This is a genomic window from Candidatus Villigracilis saccharophilus, assembly GCF_016711665.1.
The window spans coordinates 1-16,046 of record NZ_JADJSO010000020.1; the positions used below are offsets into that span (position 1 = coordinate 1).

A 16,046-nucleotide genomic window follows, 5' to 3' on the forward strand; every position below is an offset into this window, starting at 1 on the left:
GGCTGGTTGGGTGTACCGCTGCTATTTGGCGAACAGTTGATCGGTATACTGACCCTCGACCAATTGGAGATGATTTCTACACTGCCGAACACGCCCATATGGCGCAAAGCTTCGCCCCAGGCCGCGACCGCAATCGAAAACGTGCGCGCCTGTTGGAAACCGAAAAAGTGCGCGCCAACAAGCGAGACCTTACGTTCGGCAGCGCTGGCACCTTGGCAGTACCTTGAGTTTGCAGGGCGTCTTTGAACTGATCTTGTCAGAACTGCGCAAGGTGGTGCCTTATGACAGCTGCAGTGTCGGCCAGCAATTGGATGGGCGATATTATGGTGCATATAGTCGAGACACGGTTTTCCCAATTTGGATGAACTGCTTGGGCAATCCCGTTCGACTGGCGCTGGACCCGATGACCCTGCAGGTGAGGTTGTGCGTCGTCGCGAACCCAGTCATGATTTTTGCGGATGTATCTGCGCGCTTGAACATTTCAAGAGATGAGACTCATGGACAAGGGAGAGTTCATGGGTGATGGGGTCCCGTTGTTATTCGGCGAACGAATGATCGGCATGGATCACTCTTTCGATAAATTGGAGAAGGATTTCACACCCCGAACACGCTCATATGGCGCAAGCCTTTACCACTCAGGCAGCCACCGCCATTGAGAACGGGCGCGTCTCTTCGATGAGACCCAGCGCCTACTCAAGATCACGGAAGAGCGCGCGCAGAGCTTGCCATCATCAACAGTGTGCAGGGCTGCGTTGGCGGCAAAAACGGACTTTCGAGCTATCGTGGACCTGGTTGGGGATAAACTGCGAGAAGTACTGGATACAGAGGATATCGAATCCGCTGGTACGATAGTGGAAGCAAACCTGCTTCAGTATCTTTACGAATACGAACATGGCGAACGGTTGAGTTTCCCCGCTGAGCCCACGCTCCAGATGGACAGTTTGACAAGATCCTCAAAACACAAACATCTGGCTTGGGGTACGGTAGAGGAGGGAAATATGATTTCTCCCAACCTGCCTGGGACAGACGCGAGCAGGTCGGGAGTCTCGCTGCCGATCATCAGCAGCGACCGCATCATCGGCAACATCATTATCGAGACTTATGAGCGCGACCACGCCTACGGGTGATCTGAGCTCGCCTCCCTGACACCATTGCCGCCTCGCTCGGAACAGCGACCTCGAGAACGCGCGTCTCTTCGATGAGACCCAGCGCCTGCTCAAGATCACGGCAAATCTTTCACGCGCAATGGGATACTGGCTGATGATCCCTTGAGAAAACAGTTTCACCCATACAAGAAAGGGCTGGATTCGACGAGCCTTATTGGTTTCCGCAAACCATCGAAACACGCTACAATCTGATCAAAGGGGACAGATAGGGAACCCTCATCTTCGGGTGAAGCGCCAAACGTTTATATGCGATGCTTATTGGCGGATTGATAATATAACCCAACCTGATGAAAAACTCACAGAATCAGATGTGGGTTGTTGACGACCTCACCAACGCAGAGCGTCTCGAGAATGCGCGTCTCTTCGATGAGACTCAGCGCCTGCTCAAGATTACAGAAGAGCGCGCGCAGGAACTGGCGGTGATCAACAGCGTGCAAGCCGCCCTCGCCGCGAGAGTTGAACATTCAAGGCATTTATGACGCGGTTGGCGATAAGATCCGCGAGATATTTAATCAAGCCGATGTGGACATCCGCATCTATGACCCGAAAACTAATTTGGTTCATTACCCATATATGTACGAAAATGGGGAACGCATTTTCCTTGAGTCAAGTCCACCTGGCGATACAGGTTTTGAAGCGCACATCATTCGCACCCGCGAGACACTGGTTATCAATGAGAACATGGCGCAAGAGGTGGAAAAGTATGGCAGTTTCACCCTGCCTAGCACGAATGGGAAAATCAGTTGTCTTTGTGCCTGGTGGTGGCGATCAAGCGCGTGGCATGGTCGATCTGGTAGACATGCAACACGAGCATGCCTTCAGCGAATCAGATGTACGCCTGCTGACCACGCTTGCCAACGCCATGAGCGTGGCGCTCGAGAACGCGCGGCTCTTCGATGAGACCCAACGCCTGCTTAAAGTGACCGAAGAACGCGCCGCTGAACTCGGCGCCATCAGCAAAGTCAGCCAGGCGCTGATCGTGGAATCAGAGCTCGATAGCACGATCCAGCTCATCGGGAGTCAGATGCGCGAGATCTTCAGCGCCGATATCGTCTACCTGGCATTGCTCCAATCCGCAGACGAATCTGATCCACTTCCCATATCAATATGGCGAATCGTTCGAACCGCTCACCTTTGGCGAAGGGCTCACCAGTAATATCATTCGCACAGGCGAGCCGCTGCTCATCAATCAAAATCTCAATGAACGCGCAGCAGAGATCGGCGCAACGCGTGTGGGCAGGGAAGCGCTTTCGTATCTGGGCGTACCGATCAAAACAGGCAAAGGCACCATCGGTGTGATCAGCGTGCAAAGCACCACGCAGGAAGGCATCTTCACGGATGACTCGCTGCGCCTGCTAACCACCATCGCCGCCAATGCGGGCGCGGCATTGCATAACGCGCAATTGTTCAGCGAGGCGCTCGAGAACCTGCGCCAGGTGGAGATCCTCACCAACGCCGCCAACGCCATTGAGCAAAGCGCCTATGAACCCGCCATGGTCGAGTCGGTGGCGGCGCGCACCGATGCGCTCGGCGAACTGGCGCGCGTCTTCGCCAAGATGGCAGATGAAGTCCGTATCCGCGAACAGCGCCTCAAACGTCAACTGGCTCAAATGCAATTGGATATCGAAGAGAAGAAACTTGCCAAAGCCGAGACCGTGGCGATCTACATCCCCATGGACCGCCGTCAGGCAATGGCACAGCACGTCACTCTGCCCGAGCGCGCGCACGGCGCCGCCTTGTTTGCGGATGTCTCTGGTTTCACCGCGCTGACCGAATCGCTGGCGAATGAATTGGGCTTGCAGCGTGGAGCGGAGGAAATGATCCGCCATCTCAACCGCGTCTTCACGGTGCTGATCGATGAAGTGCATCGCTACAGCGGCGCGGTCATCAGCTTCAGCGGCGACGCCATCACCTGCTGGTTCGACGATCTCGACCTGCAAGGCAACCCGCGCGCGGATTCTTCTTTAGAGCGCGCCGCCGCCTGTGCTTTTGCCATGCAAAAAGGCATGATGCAGTTCAGCGCCATCTCCACGCCCAATGGCAAGACGATTGGATTATCGATCAAAGTGGCGCTGGCAGTTGGACCTGCGCGCCGCATGGCGGTCGGCGACGGGAGCACGCATCAGATCGACGTTTTAGCGGGTGCCACACTCACGGCATTAGCCAACGCTGAGCATGAGTCGGACCGCGGTGAGGTCGTGCTGGCAACAGCGAATCTCACATCTGTTGAAGAAAAATTCAACATCTCCGCCTGGCGTGAAGAAAAACAATTCGCCGTACTGACAAGTTTGAAGAACGAGATCGCACCCAGCCCGTGGGCGGAGATCGGTGCCGATGCCATTATCAAATCCCGTCTGCGATCATGGATGCACCCAACTGTCTTTGAAAAAGTGCGCGCGGGTCAAAGCGAGATGCTCTCGGAGCTGCGTCCTGCCACCGCTTTGTTCATGAAATTCGGCGGGCTCGATTACGACAACGACCCAGAAGCGGATAAGAAACTGAATGCCTTCATGCAATGGGTCGAGGGCGTTATTGCTCCGCATAACGGTTCGATCATTCAATTCACCGTCGGCGATAAAGGCAGTTACATCTATATCGTCTTCGGTGCGCCTATCGCCCACCGCGACGATGCCGCGCAAGCCGTGTTCACCGCGCTGGAACTTGCGTCACCCCCTGAATCTTTATCCTATATGACCGACCTATTCATTGGGCTGGCTTCAGGTCAAATGCGAGTCGGCGCATACGGCGGCGCGGGTCACCGCACTTATGGCGCCATTGGCGACCGCACCAACCTCGCCGCACGTTTGATGGTGGCGGCTTCGAAATCATCGGCAGAAATTCCAAAAGGACAGCGCGCGCTCATCTTATGCAACGACTCTGTTTACGAAGCCACCCAGGCTCAAGTTGAATTCGAGTCCATGCCGCCGATCAATGTCAAAGGAAAAACCGAAACGATCGCCATCTATCGCCCGCTGCGCAAGATGGTTCAAATCAATGCCGATTCTGGAATTGCAATCGAACTTGCTCAGTTGATCGACAATTTATCCCACGTCGAAAAATTGACTCTCAAGGTGGCGAGCGTCATCGGTCATATGTTTACCCTCGAATCTTTGTCTTCAATTTATCCCGAAGAACATTCACGCGAGACTCTCCAAGCGCACTTGAACACTTTCGTAGAACTGGACCTCATACAAAAACGTCCCAACGAATCTTCCAGTTACAATTTTAAAGATCCACACACACATGAAGCTGCTTATAACCTGATGCTCTTTGCACAACGCCGTCAACTCCACCGTGCTGTGGCGGAATTATTGGAGCAAAATATCTTCAGCGTGCCGCCATATGCCGAGATCGCACAGCACTGGAAAGCCGCCGATGAAATTCCCAAGGCAATTGAATATTTGGAAAAAGCAGGCGAGCATGCCCATCAGATGGGTGACTTCGAGGAAGCCTCGCGCTTTTTCAATGAGTCGCTTGCGTTGAATAAATAAACACCACTTTGGAGCAGCACAATGTCATTGATCAATAAATCTTTTAAGAATCAGATCATCCCCGGAGTAAGCGCTGGATTGGTGATCGGGGTTGTAGACGTGATCTATGCCATTTCGCTTGCCGCCCTTATTTTTGCAGGGGATATCTCGTCCTTTGTCGCAAATGGCATTGGATTGATCCTGCTTGGATGGCTGCCGCCCCTTCTTGTCATCAATTTGTTCAGTTCGTACAAAGGCAATTTCACATCCGGTCAGGATGCCCCCGCTGCCATTCTGGCAGTCATGGCAGCCGGGATCATGCAAGGCATGTCGTCTTCGTCAGCGCAGGAAAAATTCATCACCGTGGTTGCCGCCAGCATACTAACCACAGTGCTGACCGGTTTAGTCTATGTATTGCTGGGACAGTTCAAACTAGGCTCCCTGGTGCGTTTTCTTCCTTATCCCGTGATCGGCGGCTTTTTGGCAGGCACGGGCTGGCTCCTGGTCACTGGTGGAATCGGGGTAATGGCGGATGTCTCCTTTCATATTGGCGATCTGGGCACGTTATTCCAGCCTGGTATTTTATTACGCTGGGCACCGGGGCTTGTGTTTGCTTTTATCACCTTGTTGATCCTTAACCGCTATGATCACTTTCTGATCCTGCCGGGCATGCTGCTTGGGACAGCCATCCTTTTTTATGGAATCGTATTTTTTACCAATACGCCAGTATCCACATTGAGCGCGCAAGGCTGGCTGTTGGGTCCTTTTTCCAACGCAAACTTATGGCAGCCCTTGAGTCTTTCAGATATGGGATTGATCCATTGGAATTCCATATTGGCGCAAGCGGGCGGTATGGCAAGTGTGCTAATGATCAGCGTGGTCACCTTGCTGTTGAACACCAGCGGTGTGGAATTGATCATTCGCAAGGACCTGGACGTGAACCGCGAATTGCGCGTGACCGGGCTGGCAAATATCTTTGGAGGATTACTGGGGGGCGTTGTCTGCTTCCATGACCTGACAGACACAGCGATCAACCAAAAGATCGGCCAGGGCAGCCGTATATCCAGTTGGGTGACCGCCGCAGTATTTGCCCTGCCGCTTTTCTTTGGGGCTGCGGCTTTATCTTATGTTCCCAAAATAACACTTGGGGTCATGCTCATCCTCTTTGGCTTATCATTTTTATATGAATGGGTCTATCTGTCATGGTCCAACTTCTCCAGATTGGAATACGTAGTCATCCTCTTAATTTTGATCGTCATAGCCACACTGGGTTATCTGCAGGGAGTGGGCGTGGGAATCGTTGCAGCGGTTGGATTATTCGTCGTCAACTACAGCCGCGTCAGTGTGACAAAACATGCCTTGTCCGGGGCTGAGCTTCAAAGCCGATTCACACGCAGTCCCAATCAACGCAAGACATTGATCGAACAGGGCGAAAAGACATTTATCCTGCAACTGCAGGGGTTTATCTTTTCGGCACAGCCAATAAATTATTGGAACAGGTGCGCGGACGGGTTGAAGATACAAAACAAACCCCACTGCAATTCCTTATTCTGGATTTTGCAAAAGTCAGCGGACTTGACTCAACAGCCCTGCTCAGCTTTTCCAAAATGAAGCAGGTATTGCAGGATCGCAGCATCGCAATCCTGGTCACGGGGCCATCCGCCGAAATCTTGAATCAGCTTGAAAAGGGAGAGTTCGTATCAAAGGAATCAGGCGCAGCCAAGTCCTTCCCCGATCTGGATCATGGGCTGGAGTGGATAGAGAACAAAATATTAAATACGGCAAATGAAACGATGGAACAGACCATTCCTCTAAAGGATATGTTCCACCAACTACTGCCGAATGATACCCACCTAAACGACCTGTTCGAGTTCCTTGAGAAAAAGGAAGTGAAGATTGGAGATTATCTGATGCGCCAATTCGATGCGCCGATAATATTTATTTTATCGAAAGCGGACAGTTGACTGCGCGGTTGGAGTTTCCGAACAAGCCGCCTGTGCGGCTCGAAACCATGAAGTCCGGCCAGGTGATCGGGGAACTTGGGTTCTACCTCGGACAAAAGCGGACCGCAGCTGTGGTGGCTGATGAGCCATCCATAGTGTATCTGCTTTCTGCGAGGAGCCTGGCGAAAATGGAAAAAAAGTCGCCAGAGGTGGCATCTTATTTTCATCAGTTGATCATTCAATTGATGGCAGCGAGAACCACGCATCTGATTCGCACGGTGGCTGCACTTGAAAAATAATATTGTCATTCCTACGCAGGATCTACCTAGGATTCATAAAATTCCATGACACTGCATACCTACATTCCGCAAGACCGACTGCGCGCCTTGGCGCGTGGCGAGACTCTGTCCGACCGAACAACAGGTTCTGCTTTATTTGCGGACATTTCTGGCTTCACGCCCTTGACCGAAGGTTTGCGCGATTCGCTGGGTCCGCGGCGCGGTGGGGAAGAATTAAGTAAACATCTGGGCATTGTGTACACCGCGCTGATCGCCGAAGTGGAAAAATACGGCGGCAGTGTGATCAACTTCGCGGGCGACGCAATTACCTGCTGGTTCGATGATGCAAACGGACCCGCAACACCGCGCGCGGTGAGTTGCGCTCTGGCGCTGCAGGAGGCGATGAAATCTTTTTCAGCCATTGCATTAACCTTGAAAGTGGCAGTTGCAACTGGACCTGCGCGGCGCTTCATGGTGGGTGACCCGACGGTTCATTATATGGATTCAATCGCGGGTGGGACGGTGGCGCGCACCTCTACAGCCGAACATCTTGCGACCAAAGGGGATGTGCTTATTGATGAAGCAACTGTGAATATCCTTGGCGAAAAATTATCCATCAAGGAATGGCGTGAAGACTCCGAATCACATGAACGCTTTGCGGTGATTGGTAAGTCGGAGTGGCACTTCGACTTACGTCTCGAACAGTCCGCGGCTATCCGCCCGCCTGCCCCCAATAAATTGCGCGTGTGGCTGCATGGCGCGGTGTATGAGCGTGAACAAGCGGGTGATGAATCTTTTCTCACGGAGTTTCGCCCGTGTGTGGCGTTGTTCATGCGCTTCATTGGCATTGACTATGATGCGGATGTCGCCGAAAAACAATTGGATACGTTCATCCGACAGGCACAGAGCATTGTGGAGCGTTACGATGGCACGTTCCTGCAGATCACCATCGGAGATAAAGGCAGTTACGCCTACATCAACTTCGGCGCCTTGAGCGTGCATGAAGATAACGCCCGCCGCGCGGTGAAGACCGCACTTGATCTGAAGAAAGCTGCCGAAGGCTTGGGTTTTCTTCAGCCTTTGCAAATGGGCATCACCCAGGGCATCTTGCGCGTGGGTGCCTATGGCGGAAAAACACGCAGCACATTTGGTGCGTTGGGTGATGAAGTAAATTTATCAGCACGTTTGATGACGAATGCGATTGCAGGGGAAATCTTGTTGAGTGGACATGTCCACAAAGCCGTGGCGAATGATTTTTCATTTGAGCCGCGCGCACCGCTGGCAATGAAAGGCAAGGCGGAACCGTTACCCGTATTTGCAGTAACGGGCGAAAGGCAACAACGCGCCATCCGTTTACAGGAACCAACCTACGGCCTGCCGATGGTGGGAAGAACGCAAGAGTTGCAAGTCATCAATGACAAGTTGGATCTGGCGGAACAAGGCAAGGGACAAGTCATCGGCATTATCGCTGAGGCAGGCATGGGCAAGTCCCGACTCGTGGCGGAGGTGATCCGCGCTCGCCCGTAAAAAGGGATTCGCTGGTTATGGCGGAGCCTGTCAGTCGGATGCAGTCAATACGCCGTATCAAACCTGGAAATCCATCTGGGGGGCGTTCTTCGATGTGGACCCGTCTGCGCCGTTGAAAAAGCAAATGCGTAATCTCGAAGGCGAGATCGAAGACCGCGCGCCTGAACGCCTGCAAGCCATGCCGCTGTTAAACGTGGTGCTGGGCTTGGAAATCCCCGATAATGATTTCACCCAAACACTTGAACCTCAGTATCGCAAGAGTGCGCTGCGGGCGTTGCTCGAAGATTGTTTACGCGCGGCGGCAAAAGATGAACCGCTGTTGATCGTCATCGAAGACATGCACTGGATCGACGCGCTCTCGCATGACCTGCTCGAAGAATTGGCTCGCGCGTTGAATGACAGCCGCGTGTGTTTCGTGCTGGCGTATCGCCCCCCGCAGTTGGCGCGCTTGGAAGCGCCGCGGCTCGAAGCCATGCCGAACTTCACCAAAATCGAGCTGCATGAATTGAATCAAGCCGAAGCGGAGAGCGCCATCCGCGCGAAACTGGCGCAGTTGTATCCATCGCGCGGCGGCGCACTGCCCAGCGGGTTGGTGGATAAACTGATGGCGCGCTCACAGGGCAATCCGTTCTATCTCGAAGAGCTGCTCAACTACGTGCGTGACCGTGGACTCGACCCCGCCGACCTGAACAGAATCGAACTGCCCGATAGTTTGCACACACTGATCCTCAGCCGCATTGACCAGTTGAGCGAGCGCGAGAAGACCACCCTGCGCGTGGCGAGCATCGTCGGACGTTTGTTTCGCGTCGAGTGGCTGACTGGGTACTATCCTGAATTGGGTGGAAAGAACCGCGTGCAATCTGATCTGGAGCAATTAGCGGGGCTGGACATCACGCCGCTTGACACGCCCGAGCCTGAGTTGGCGTACCTGTTCAAGCACATTGTCACGCATGAAGTGACCTACGAGAGTCTGCCGTTTGCCACGCGCGCCAAATTGCATGAGCAGTTGGCGGCGTATCTGGAAAGACAGATCGCAGCGGGGGCGTTGACCGAAGCATCCATGCTGGACACGCTGGCGTATCACTATGAACGCAGTGACAACCCCGCCAAACAGCGCGCCTATTTGAAGAAGGCAGGTCAAGCCGCATTGGATGTGAGCGCCTTCAACACCGCGCGAGATCATTTTGCCCGCTTGTTGGAACTGACACCCGAGAGCGATCCTGAACGTTCCGCGCTGGCGTTGAAACTCGCGGATTCGATTTTGGACGACTTCCCCGCCGCGCGCGCTGCCATTGGGCAGGCGCAAACTGCCGCGAAAACTGATGCCGATCGCGCCACCGCGCTGGCAGTGTTGGGCGATTTGACGAGCGAGTTGGGCGACTACGCCGAAGCGCAGACGATTCTCGCACAAGCCGTGCCATTGGCGCGAGCAAGCAATAACGGACTGAGCCTGTGCCGCGCGTTGTCTGCGTTAGGTGCTAATTACTGGCGGCTGGGCAAACTGGATGATGCCAAAGTGGCGCTGGATGAAAGCCTGACCCTGGCGCGAGCATTGGGCGACCTGGACCGCGAGTTGTCCGCGCTCAATCGCTTGGGGACTGTGGCAATGCAAGTGCAAGAGGATTGGGATGAAGCCGAACGGCTATTCAGCGAAGTCCAAGGGCGGGCTGTTGCGGCAGGCAACCGTGGGTGGGAGATGACTGCTCTCAACAACTTGGGCGCAATGAGAATTGCACATAAGGAGTACGCGGCGGCAAGGAATTATTTCCAACAAATGTTAGCGCTCTGCCGCGAGATTGGTCTGCAAGCCGCCTTCGCTCTGGGGCTCATCCAACTGGCGGATATCGACACCCAACTCGGGCAACTCGTCGAGGCACGTACGAAATTGCGCGAAGGGTTGGAATTAGCAGAACGTGTGGGTTATCTTCCGTGGGTGGTGGGGGCGGTGATGGGTTTTGCTGCACTTGCCCACGCCGAAGGGCAGACCGAGCGGGCGCTGGCGTTATTGGGCTTGGCGCGCAAACAGCCCGCCTGGAGTAGTGACAGTCAGCAGGGATTGGATATGTGGCTCGCCGAATGGGCGCTCGACCCGTCCGTGGTGGAGGCGGGGTTGAATCCTGCGGAGGGCGAAGAGTTGGATTGGGATGAGACGGTGAAGGAGTTGTTGAAATGAGTCGAAGCAACTCAGAAAATAAGCTGACAGCTTTTCAACGATTCACTGGTTTCTTCAACATTGAACCAGGCGAAGAACGACTGGTCGGCTTGCTGGTCTTGCTGTATTTCATTCTTGCGCTGGGCTTCGTCTTTGTACAGTCCATGGCATTTGGTGTCTTCCTCTCCGAGTATGGCGTAAAGGGTCTGCCATATTCCTACATTGCCATTGCTATTTTCGCTTCGTTGGTGGCGATGTTTTACATCAGGCTTGGCGGACGGGTTTCGTTTTCCAAATTGCTTTTCATCAACCTGATCTTTTTGGCTTGCACCAGCTTGCTGATCTGGTTCGCGTTGAAATCTCCGCTCTATCACATCACCGCCTTCATTCTTCCGCTTTGGTTTCAGATCGTCCTCAATCTCGGCAATCTCGCGGTCTGGCCCCTGGCGGGCAGTCTCTTCGATTTTCGGCAGGGCAAGCGCCTCTTTCCGTTATTGGGCGCGGGCAACTGGCTGGCAAACATCATCGGCGGTCTGTTCATCCCTGCCTTGGTGAAAACCGTTGGCGCCACGAATTTAATGTTGTTGGCAGGCTTTAGTTTTGGCGCGGCACTTTTTATTTTGCGCATCCTCACGCATACGTATCTGCAGCCGAAAACGGACGCGCCTAAAGCTGCACAGCGCACAGCCCGCCCAGCCAAACCGCAAACAGGGATCTTCAAAGACCGCTACGTGCTATTGATCTTTGCCTACACCGTGCTATGGTGGGTCGCCTTCTTCTTTGTGGATAACATCTTCTATGACCGCGCCTTCGCCCAATATCCCGACGCGAATCAGCTCACGGCTTTTATTGGACGTCTGCTCTCGATCATCGGCATCGTCGCGTTGATCTCTTCGACCGTGTTGACCAGCCGCGTCATCGCCCGCTTCGGACTCCGCGTGGGCTTGCTCGCCATGCCGCTGTTGGTGATTCTCAGCCTTGGCATGCTAGCCCTGAGCGGCAGCCTGGGTGCATCCTTATTTATGGTTTTTGCTGTTGGTGCATTTGCAAAACTGAGCAACGTGGCATTCGGATTCTCAACCTCGCAATCAGCCAACGCCATCGTCTATCAATCCCTGCCCGATACGATGCGCGGCAGAGTCCAAACCATTGCCGAGGGCATCGTCCAACCGATTGCTGTGGGGCTGGCTGGTATTTCCTTGCTGGCGCTTACGGCGGGGTTGAAATTCAGTTATATCGGGCTGGCATATGTCTTTGTCGGTTTAGGAGTCGCCTGGCTGATTGTCATTTTTTTGTTGAGCGGCAATTATGTGCGAGCCCTCACGCGCGTCATCACCAAACGCAGATTAGGCGATGACGCCAATGTCCTCGCTGACCCTGCCAGCGTTTCACTCTTGCAAAGCCGCTTGCAAGATGCACACGCAGGCGTGGTGATCTACGCCATGAATAAACTTGAAGTGCTTGACGTGCTGTCACTCACCCCCGAACTCCGGAGCTTGATTCAACATCCCGCGCCTGAAGTTAGGCGTGAAGCTTTTGTCCGCGTGGAGAACTTGAAGCTCAAGTCCATGTTGCGTGATGTGCAAAATCAACTGGCGGTGGAAACTTTTCCAGCGGTGAAAGAATCCGCGTTGCGGGCGTTGGGCGCGATTGCGGAAGACAAGTCTCAACTCACGAGTGCGCTCAACGAAACGGATGTCAACTCTCTCCGTGGCGCGTTAATCGGCTTGTTGAAATGTGGGAATGAACCAAGCGCTGAACAAAAACTAAATCATCTACTGGCTGCCTCTTCCAATGCAGATCGCAATCTCGCCATCGAAGTAATGGGCTCAGTTAATCGCCGTGACTATTATTCACAGCTCATCAGCGCCTGTGACTCGCCGCAGACGAGTCGCGCCGCGGGGTTGGCGCTCATCGCTATCGGCGCAGAGGCGCTGCCTGAAATTGAATCCGCTTTCGGCGAGAAAGATGCGCCCCGTCAGCGCTTGTTGACTTTAGCCAGAGTCCTCGGTCACATTGGTGGAGTCCGATCGCAAAATATTTTATTGTCTCGAATATCTGAATCGGACAGCGAAGTGCGTTCCAAAATTTTGAATGCGTTGAGTCACAGCGGGTATCGCACAAAAGATACCGCCATGATACAAGGTGTTGTGAAAACAGAAGTGGAGCAAGCCGCGTGGATCAGCACGACGCAAGTTGACATTCGTGATAGCGCTGAAACGCTGTTGTTGCAGGCGGCGTTGACTCAATTCCATGTGCAGATTCGCAATCGTGTCCTTTTGTTATTGTCTTTCACCTTCGATGGCGATTCGATTCGGCGTGTGCGCGAGGCACTGACAGTGGGAACGTCCACGCAGGCTTCGTATGCGTTGGAGATCATGGATGTACAATTGCCCGCGGATTGGAAGAAGCTGATCATGCCGCTGTTGGAAAATCTTGCGCCGTTGGAACGCAGCCAGCAGTTGGGATCGTTCTTCCCGCAGACGAAGCGAGATCGTGCTGAACGATTAATTGAGCTCATTGAAAATCATAACCTGCCCGAATGGGTGCGTGCGTGCGCAGTCTACGCCGCGAAAAAAGGAGACCCTGCCATGTTATCGAACGTTGAAAAAGTTTTGATCCTGAAGTCTGTCGCCATGTTTAGCCACACCCCCGACAACGTGTTGGCGGATGTGGCTGACTTGCTCGAAGAATTGGATATATCTGAAAATGAAACCATTTTTGAAAAAGGCGATACAGGCGATAGCATGTACGTGATCCTGGATGGCAAGGTCCGCGTGCATGATGGCGAACGCCTGTTGAATTATTTGGGCGAACGCGATGTCTTCGGTGAGATGGCATTGCTCGACCCCGAACCTCGTCTTGCCTCGGTGACGGCAGTGGAAGCGACCCGCCTCTTCCGCCTCGATCAAGCGCCTTTCTTTGAGTTAATGGAGGAACGCCCTGAAGTTGCCACGGGCATCATTCGCGTCCTAACGGGCCGTTTGCGCGATCGTGTGCGGGACATCGGTCAATTGAATGCGCGCATCAAAGAACTTGAGAACGGAAAAACTGGTTAATGAACAATCCAGATCCTGAGCGTTATCTGTCCGCATCGGTGCGCGAACACATCGAGCGATCCTTCTATGGACGCGTTAACGAACAGGCGAAGCTGGAAAACCTAATTCGCAATCCATTATTCATGGAAGATGTCGCAAAACACCCCGCCTTTTACTCTGATCATGGCGTGGTGCATGTGCGGGATGTTGCCAAACAGATCTTGCTTGTCTTACAGACCATTAACGGAGTATTGATTCCGCGTCGCACCGAACAGGAAATGGAATTGTTCCTATACGGCTACGGCGTTGCGCTGGCTTATTTGCACGACATTGGCATGAGCGATCTCTCGCCATTTGGGCGCGCCATGCATCCCGAATTTGCATCACAATCTGTTTTCGACGGCTCATTGGATGATGTCATCACAACCATGTGGAATGATAATTGCGGCAACATCGCCTGGCGTTTGTCGCAGCTTTACAAGGCGGGCATTCTCAAACGTGATCCGCAGATCATCTTCCGTGAATTGCTCGCCATGTCCATCGGTCACAGCAAAAGCAAAACGCCTGTAACCGTACTGGATGACCCTGCCGCGCTGCGTCAGCAAATGAAAGCGACGATCAGACATAATCTGCGTCATTTATTTAGCCAACAACAAGCCGCCAAGGGCAAGTCTCTGCCAGAGAATTTTCCTTATGATAAAGAACCGCCGACTTATTTGGAAAAATTTTATGCTGATTTTGAAGGCGAAGCCTTCGATTGGCTGACCAACGAATCAGAAGGAGCGGTAAAACTTATCGATGACATCACGGATACTCTGCGAGCCTTGCGCTGTGCAGATGCGTTTCGCCAGCGCGGCACCGTGGAAAAAACATCAGGCGGGTATGAGATCTATGCCAGCCAGAAAACAGGCGACTGCGTGATTGCCTTGCGATTGGGCGGAAACAGGCTTTTCTTAATGGAGCTGCCGAATAACCCCGACGGCGCTGGCGAGTCAAACATTGCCAGCAGTGAATTCAACCTTGAAGGGAATTTGCGCATCTCATTTCATCGCGGTTCATTCGAAACTCAGGAAGCCCAGAACCGTTCCGCATACAGCACAGCGTATGTGATCGGTGATTTTCTGCTCGACACGGTGGATAGCTTTTGGCGTAGGACGTCCAATTCCTCTGTGAAAACTGCAAAAGAAATTCAGATCCTATTAGAAAGCACGGATGACGATCCTCATTTTGCCGAGATGGTTCAGGAACAACTCTATCAACTGAATCCCCAAGTTCGGGATCAGATCCAAATCGCACCATCCCTTCGAAACGTCTCCGAATCGGAGCGTGCGCGCTACCTTGACGCAAAGGAGATGGATTGGGATGCAGGCCAGCGCCAATCCGTATTGAATAAAATGAGCGCAGCTGGACAAAAATTAACAAGTTTCAACCTAGTGGAAGGATTCAAGCACGTCAAGTCTGCCGAACTTCAGGCGGGTGAAAAACTGATCGAAGCAGGCGCGCCATCCGCTTTTGTTTATATTCCGCTGGGTGATGGGTTAAAGATCATTCCACTTGGCGGGTATCAATCCTTCTCGGTGACTGCGTGGATGCCGCTTGGAACCACAGGCGTCATTCGCGGTGACATCCGAAATGCTGATATTATTGCCGGGCAGCGTGTTGCAGTGCTGATAGTTCCTAAAGAAGTGTATCTGCGATACTGGTATATGCCGCATTCCCCCATGGAACTCAAAAGGATAATTATGGAAAACCAAAATTTTGAACAGGCAAAACAATACGCCCTGGGACGCCTGGAGAAGGAATTATCTGCGGGTCTTTACTACCACGGTCTGTCTCACACCACCGATGATGTAGTTCTGGCTGTTGAGAAATTTGCGGAAGGCGAAGGCATCAAAGGCGAATCCCTTGACCTGTTGCTGACCGCCGCCTGGTTCCATGATCTCGGTTTTATTGAAGCTCGAGCGGGCCATGAAGCAGCGGGCGCTCGTATCGCTTTGGAAGTTTTACCGAGCTTTGGCTATAGTGAGGAACAGGTTCAGATCGTCAAAGGGATTATCCTGGCGACCGTGGTCCCCCAATCTCCAAAGACCATTCTTGAAGAGATCATGGCGGATGCCGATCTGGATGTATTAGGACGCGATGATTTCATGTTCCGCAACAATAACTTGCGCCGCGAACTGGCTTTCTTTGGTCAGGATTTTACTGACACCCAATGGTTTTCAGGGCAATTGAAGTTCATAGAATCCCATGTTTATTTCACGGCAACAGCACGAAAGCTGCGGAATGAAGTCCATGCTCAGAATGTTGCGGAATTGAAGAAAAAGTTGAAAGAGGTTATTGAATGACAATTAGTCTGATCCTAATTTTTTGTGTTGTAAAAAATCCATCTTCAATTACATGACATTACCCATATCTTCTGTGCCAGTTGCTTTGCTCATCCGCCGAGAGAAGAAAAGTAGAATAATTCTCCAG

General features: G+C 52.9%; 13 protein-coding genes. All 13 read left to right on the forward strand.

What is annotated here, in order from left to right; genetic code table 11:
* The coding region (locus IPL17_RS08155) for a hypothetical protein (RefSeq protein WP_345306588.1) at nt 1-246 on the forward strand (246 nt) is incomplete at its 5' end.
* Between the two features lie 269 nt (nt 247-515).
* Nucleotides 516-656, forward strand: a complete 141-nt coding sequence (locus tag IPL17_RS08160) for a hypothetical protein (protein WP_345306589.1) — start codon at nt 516-518, stop codon at nt 654-656.
* 66 nt (nt 657-722) lie between these two features.
* Nucleotides 723-1,127, forward strand: a complete 405-nt coding sequence (locus IPL17_RS08165; RefSeq protein ID WP_345306590.1) for a hypothetical protein — start codon at nt 723-725, stop codon at nt 1,125-1,127.
* A gap of 326 nt (nt 1,128-1,453) precedes the next feature.
* Entirely contained in the window at nt 1,454-1,645 is a 192-nt protein-coding gene (locus tag IPL17_RS08170) for a hypothetical protein (protein ID WP_345306591.1), read from the forward strand.
* 224 nt (nt 1,646-1,869) lie between these two features.
* The gene (locus tag IPL17_RS08175) at nt 1,870-2,322 is read left to right on the forward strand and encodes a hypothetical protein (RefSeq protein ID WP_345306592.1); all 453 of its coding nucleotides are present in this window, start codon (nt 1,870-1,872) and stop codon (nt 2,320-2,322) included.
* A gap of 28 nt (nt 2,323-2,350) precedes the next feature.
* The gene (locus IPL17_RS08180) at nt 2,351-4,657 is read left to right on the forward strand and encodes an adenylate/guanylate cyclase domain-containing protein (RefSeq protein ID WP_345306669.1); all 2,307 of its coding nucleotides are present in this window, start codon (nt 2,351-2,353) and stop codon (nt 4,655-4,657) included.
* Nucleotides 4,658-4,678: 21 nt separating this feature from the next.
* Nucleotides 4,679-6,247, forward strand: a complete 1,569-nt coding sequence (locus IPL17_RS08185; RefSeq protein ID WP_345306593.1) for a SulP family inorganic anion transporter — start codon at nt 4,679-4,681, stop codon at nt 6,245-6,247.
* On the forward strand, nt 6,136-6,600 hold the full coding sequence (locus IPL17_RS08190; RefSeq protein ID WP_345306670.1) for an STAS domain-containing protein: 465 nt from the start codon (nt 6,136-6,138) through the stop codon (nt 6,598-6,600). Before IPL17_RS08185 ends, IPL17_RS08190 begins: the two co-directional genes overlap by 112 nt.
* 8 nt (nt 6,601-6,608) lie before the next feature.
* Complete coding sequence (locus IPL17_RS08195) at nt 6,609-6,878, forward strand: hypothetical protein (RefSeq protein WP_345306671.1); 270 nt, start codon at nt 6,609-6,611, stop codon at nt 6,876-6,878.
* A gap of 45 nt (nt 6,879-6,923) precedes the next feature.
* Nucleotides 6,924-8,384 (forward strand): adenylate/guanylate cyclase domain-containing protein, encoded by a 1,461-nt coding sequence (locus tag IPL17_RS08200; protein ID WP_345306594.1) that lies wholly within the window; start codon nt 6,924-6,926, stop codon nt 8,382-8,384.
* 124 nt (nt 8,385-8,508) lie between these two features.
* Nucleotides 8,509-10,557 (forward strand): tetratricopeptide repeat protein, encoded by a 2,049-nt coding sequence (locus IPL17_RS08205; protein ID WP_345306595.1) that lies wholly within the window; start codon nt 8,509-8,511, stop codon nt 10,555-10,557.
* The gene (locus tag IPL17_RS08210) at nt 10,554-13,595 is read left to right on the forward strand and encodes an Npt1/Npt2 family nucleotide transporter (RefSeq protein ID WP_345306596.1); all 3,042 of its coding nucleotides are present in this window, start codon (nt 10,554-10,556) and stop codon (nt 13,593-13,595) included. The genes IPL17_RS08205 and IPL17_RS08210 overlap by 4 nt, the downstream gene beginning before the upstream one ends.
* The gene (locus IPL17_RS08215) at nt 13,595-15,919 is read left to right on the forward strand and encodes an HD domain-containing protein (RefSeq protein WP_345306597.1); all 2,325 of its coding nucleotides are present in this window, start codon (nt 13,595-13,597) and stop codon (nt 15,917-15,919) included. Before IPL17_RS08210 ends, IPL17_RS08215 begins: the two co-directional genes overlap by 1 nt.
* Nucleotides 15,920-16,046: the final 127 nt, after the last annotated feature.

Excerpts from the sequence above, each read along its gene's own strand:
- IPL17_RS08160 (WP_345306589.1), top strand. The coding sequence starts at position 516 with ATGGGTGATGGGGTCCCGTTGTTATTCGGCGAACGAATGATCGGCATG.
- IPL17_RS08170 (WP_345306591.1), top strand. The coding sequence starts at position 1,454 with ATGAAAAACTCACAGAATCAGATGTGGGTTGTTGACGACCTCACCAAC.
- IPL17_RS08175 (WP_345306592.1), top strand. The coding sequence starts at position 1,870 with ATGGCAGTTTCACCCTGCCTAGCACGAATGGGAAAATCAGTTGTCTTT.
- IPL17_RS08185 (WP_345306593.1), top strand. The coding sequence starts at position 4,679 with ATGTCATTGATCAATAAATCTTTTAAGAATCAGATCATCCCCGGAGTA.
- IPL17_RS08200 (WP_345306594.1), top strand. The coding sequence starts at position 6,924 with ATGACACTGCATACCTACATTCCGCAAGACCGACTGCGCGCCTTGGCG.
- IPL17_RS08205 (WP_345306595.1), top strand. The coding sequence starts at position 8,509 with ATGCGTAATCTCGAAGGCGAGATCGAAGACCGCGCGCCTGAACGCCTG.
- IPL17_RS08210 (WP_345306596.1), top strand. The coding sequence starts at position 10,554 with ATGAGTCGAAGCAACTCAGAAAATAAGCTGACAGCTTTTCAACGATTC.
- IPL17_RS08215 (WP_345306597.1), top strand. The coding sequence starts at position 13,595 with ATGAACAATCCAGATCCTGAGCGTTATCTGTCCGCATCGGTGCGCGAA.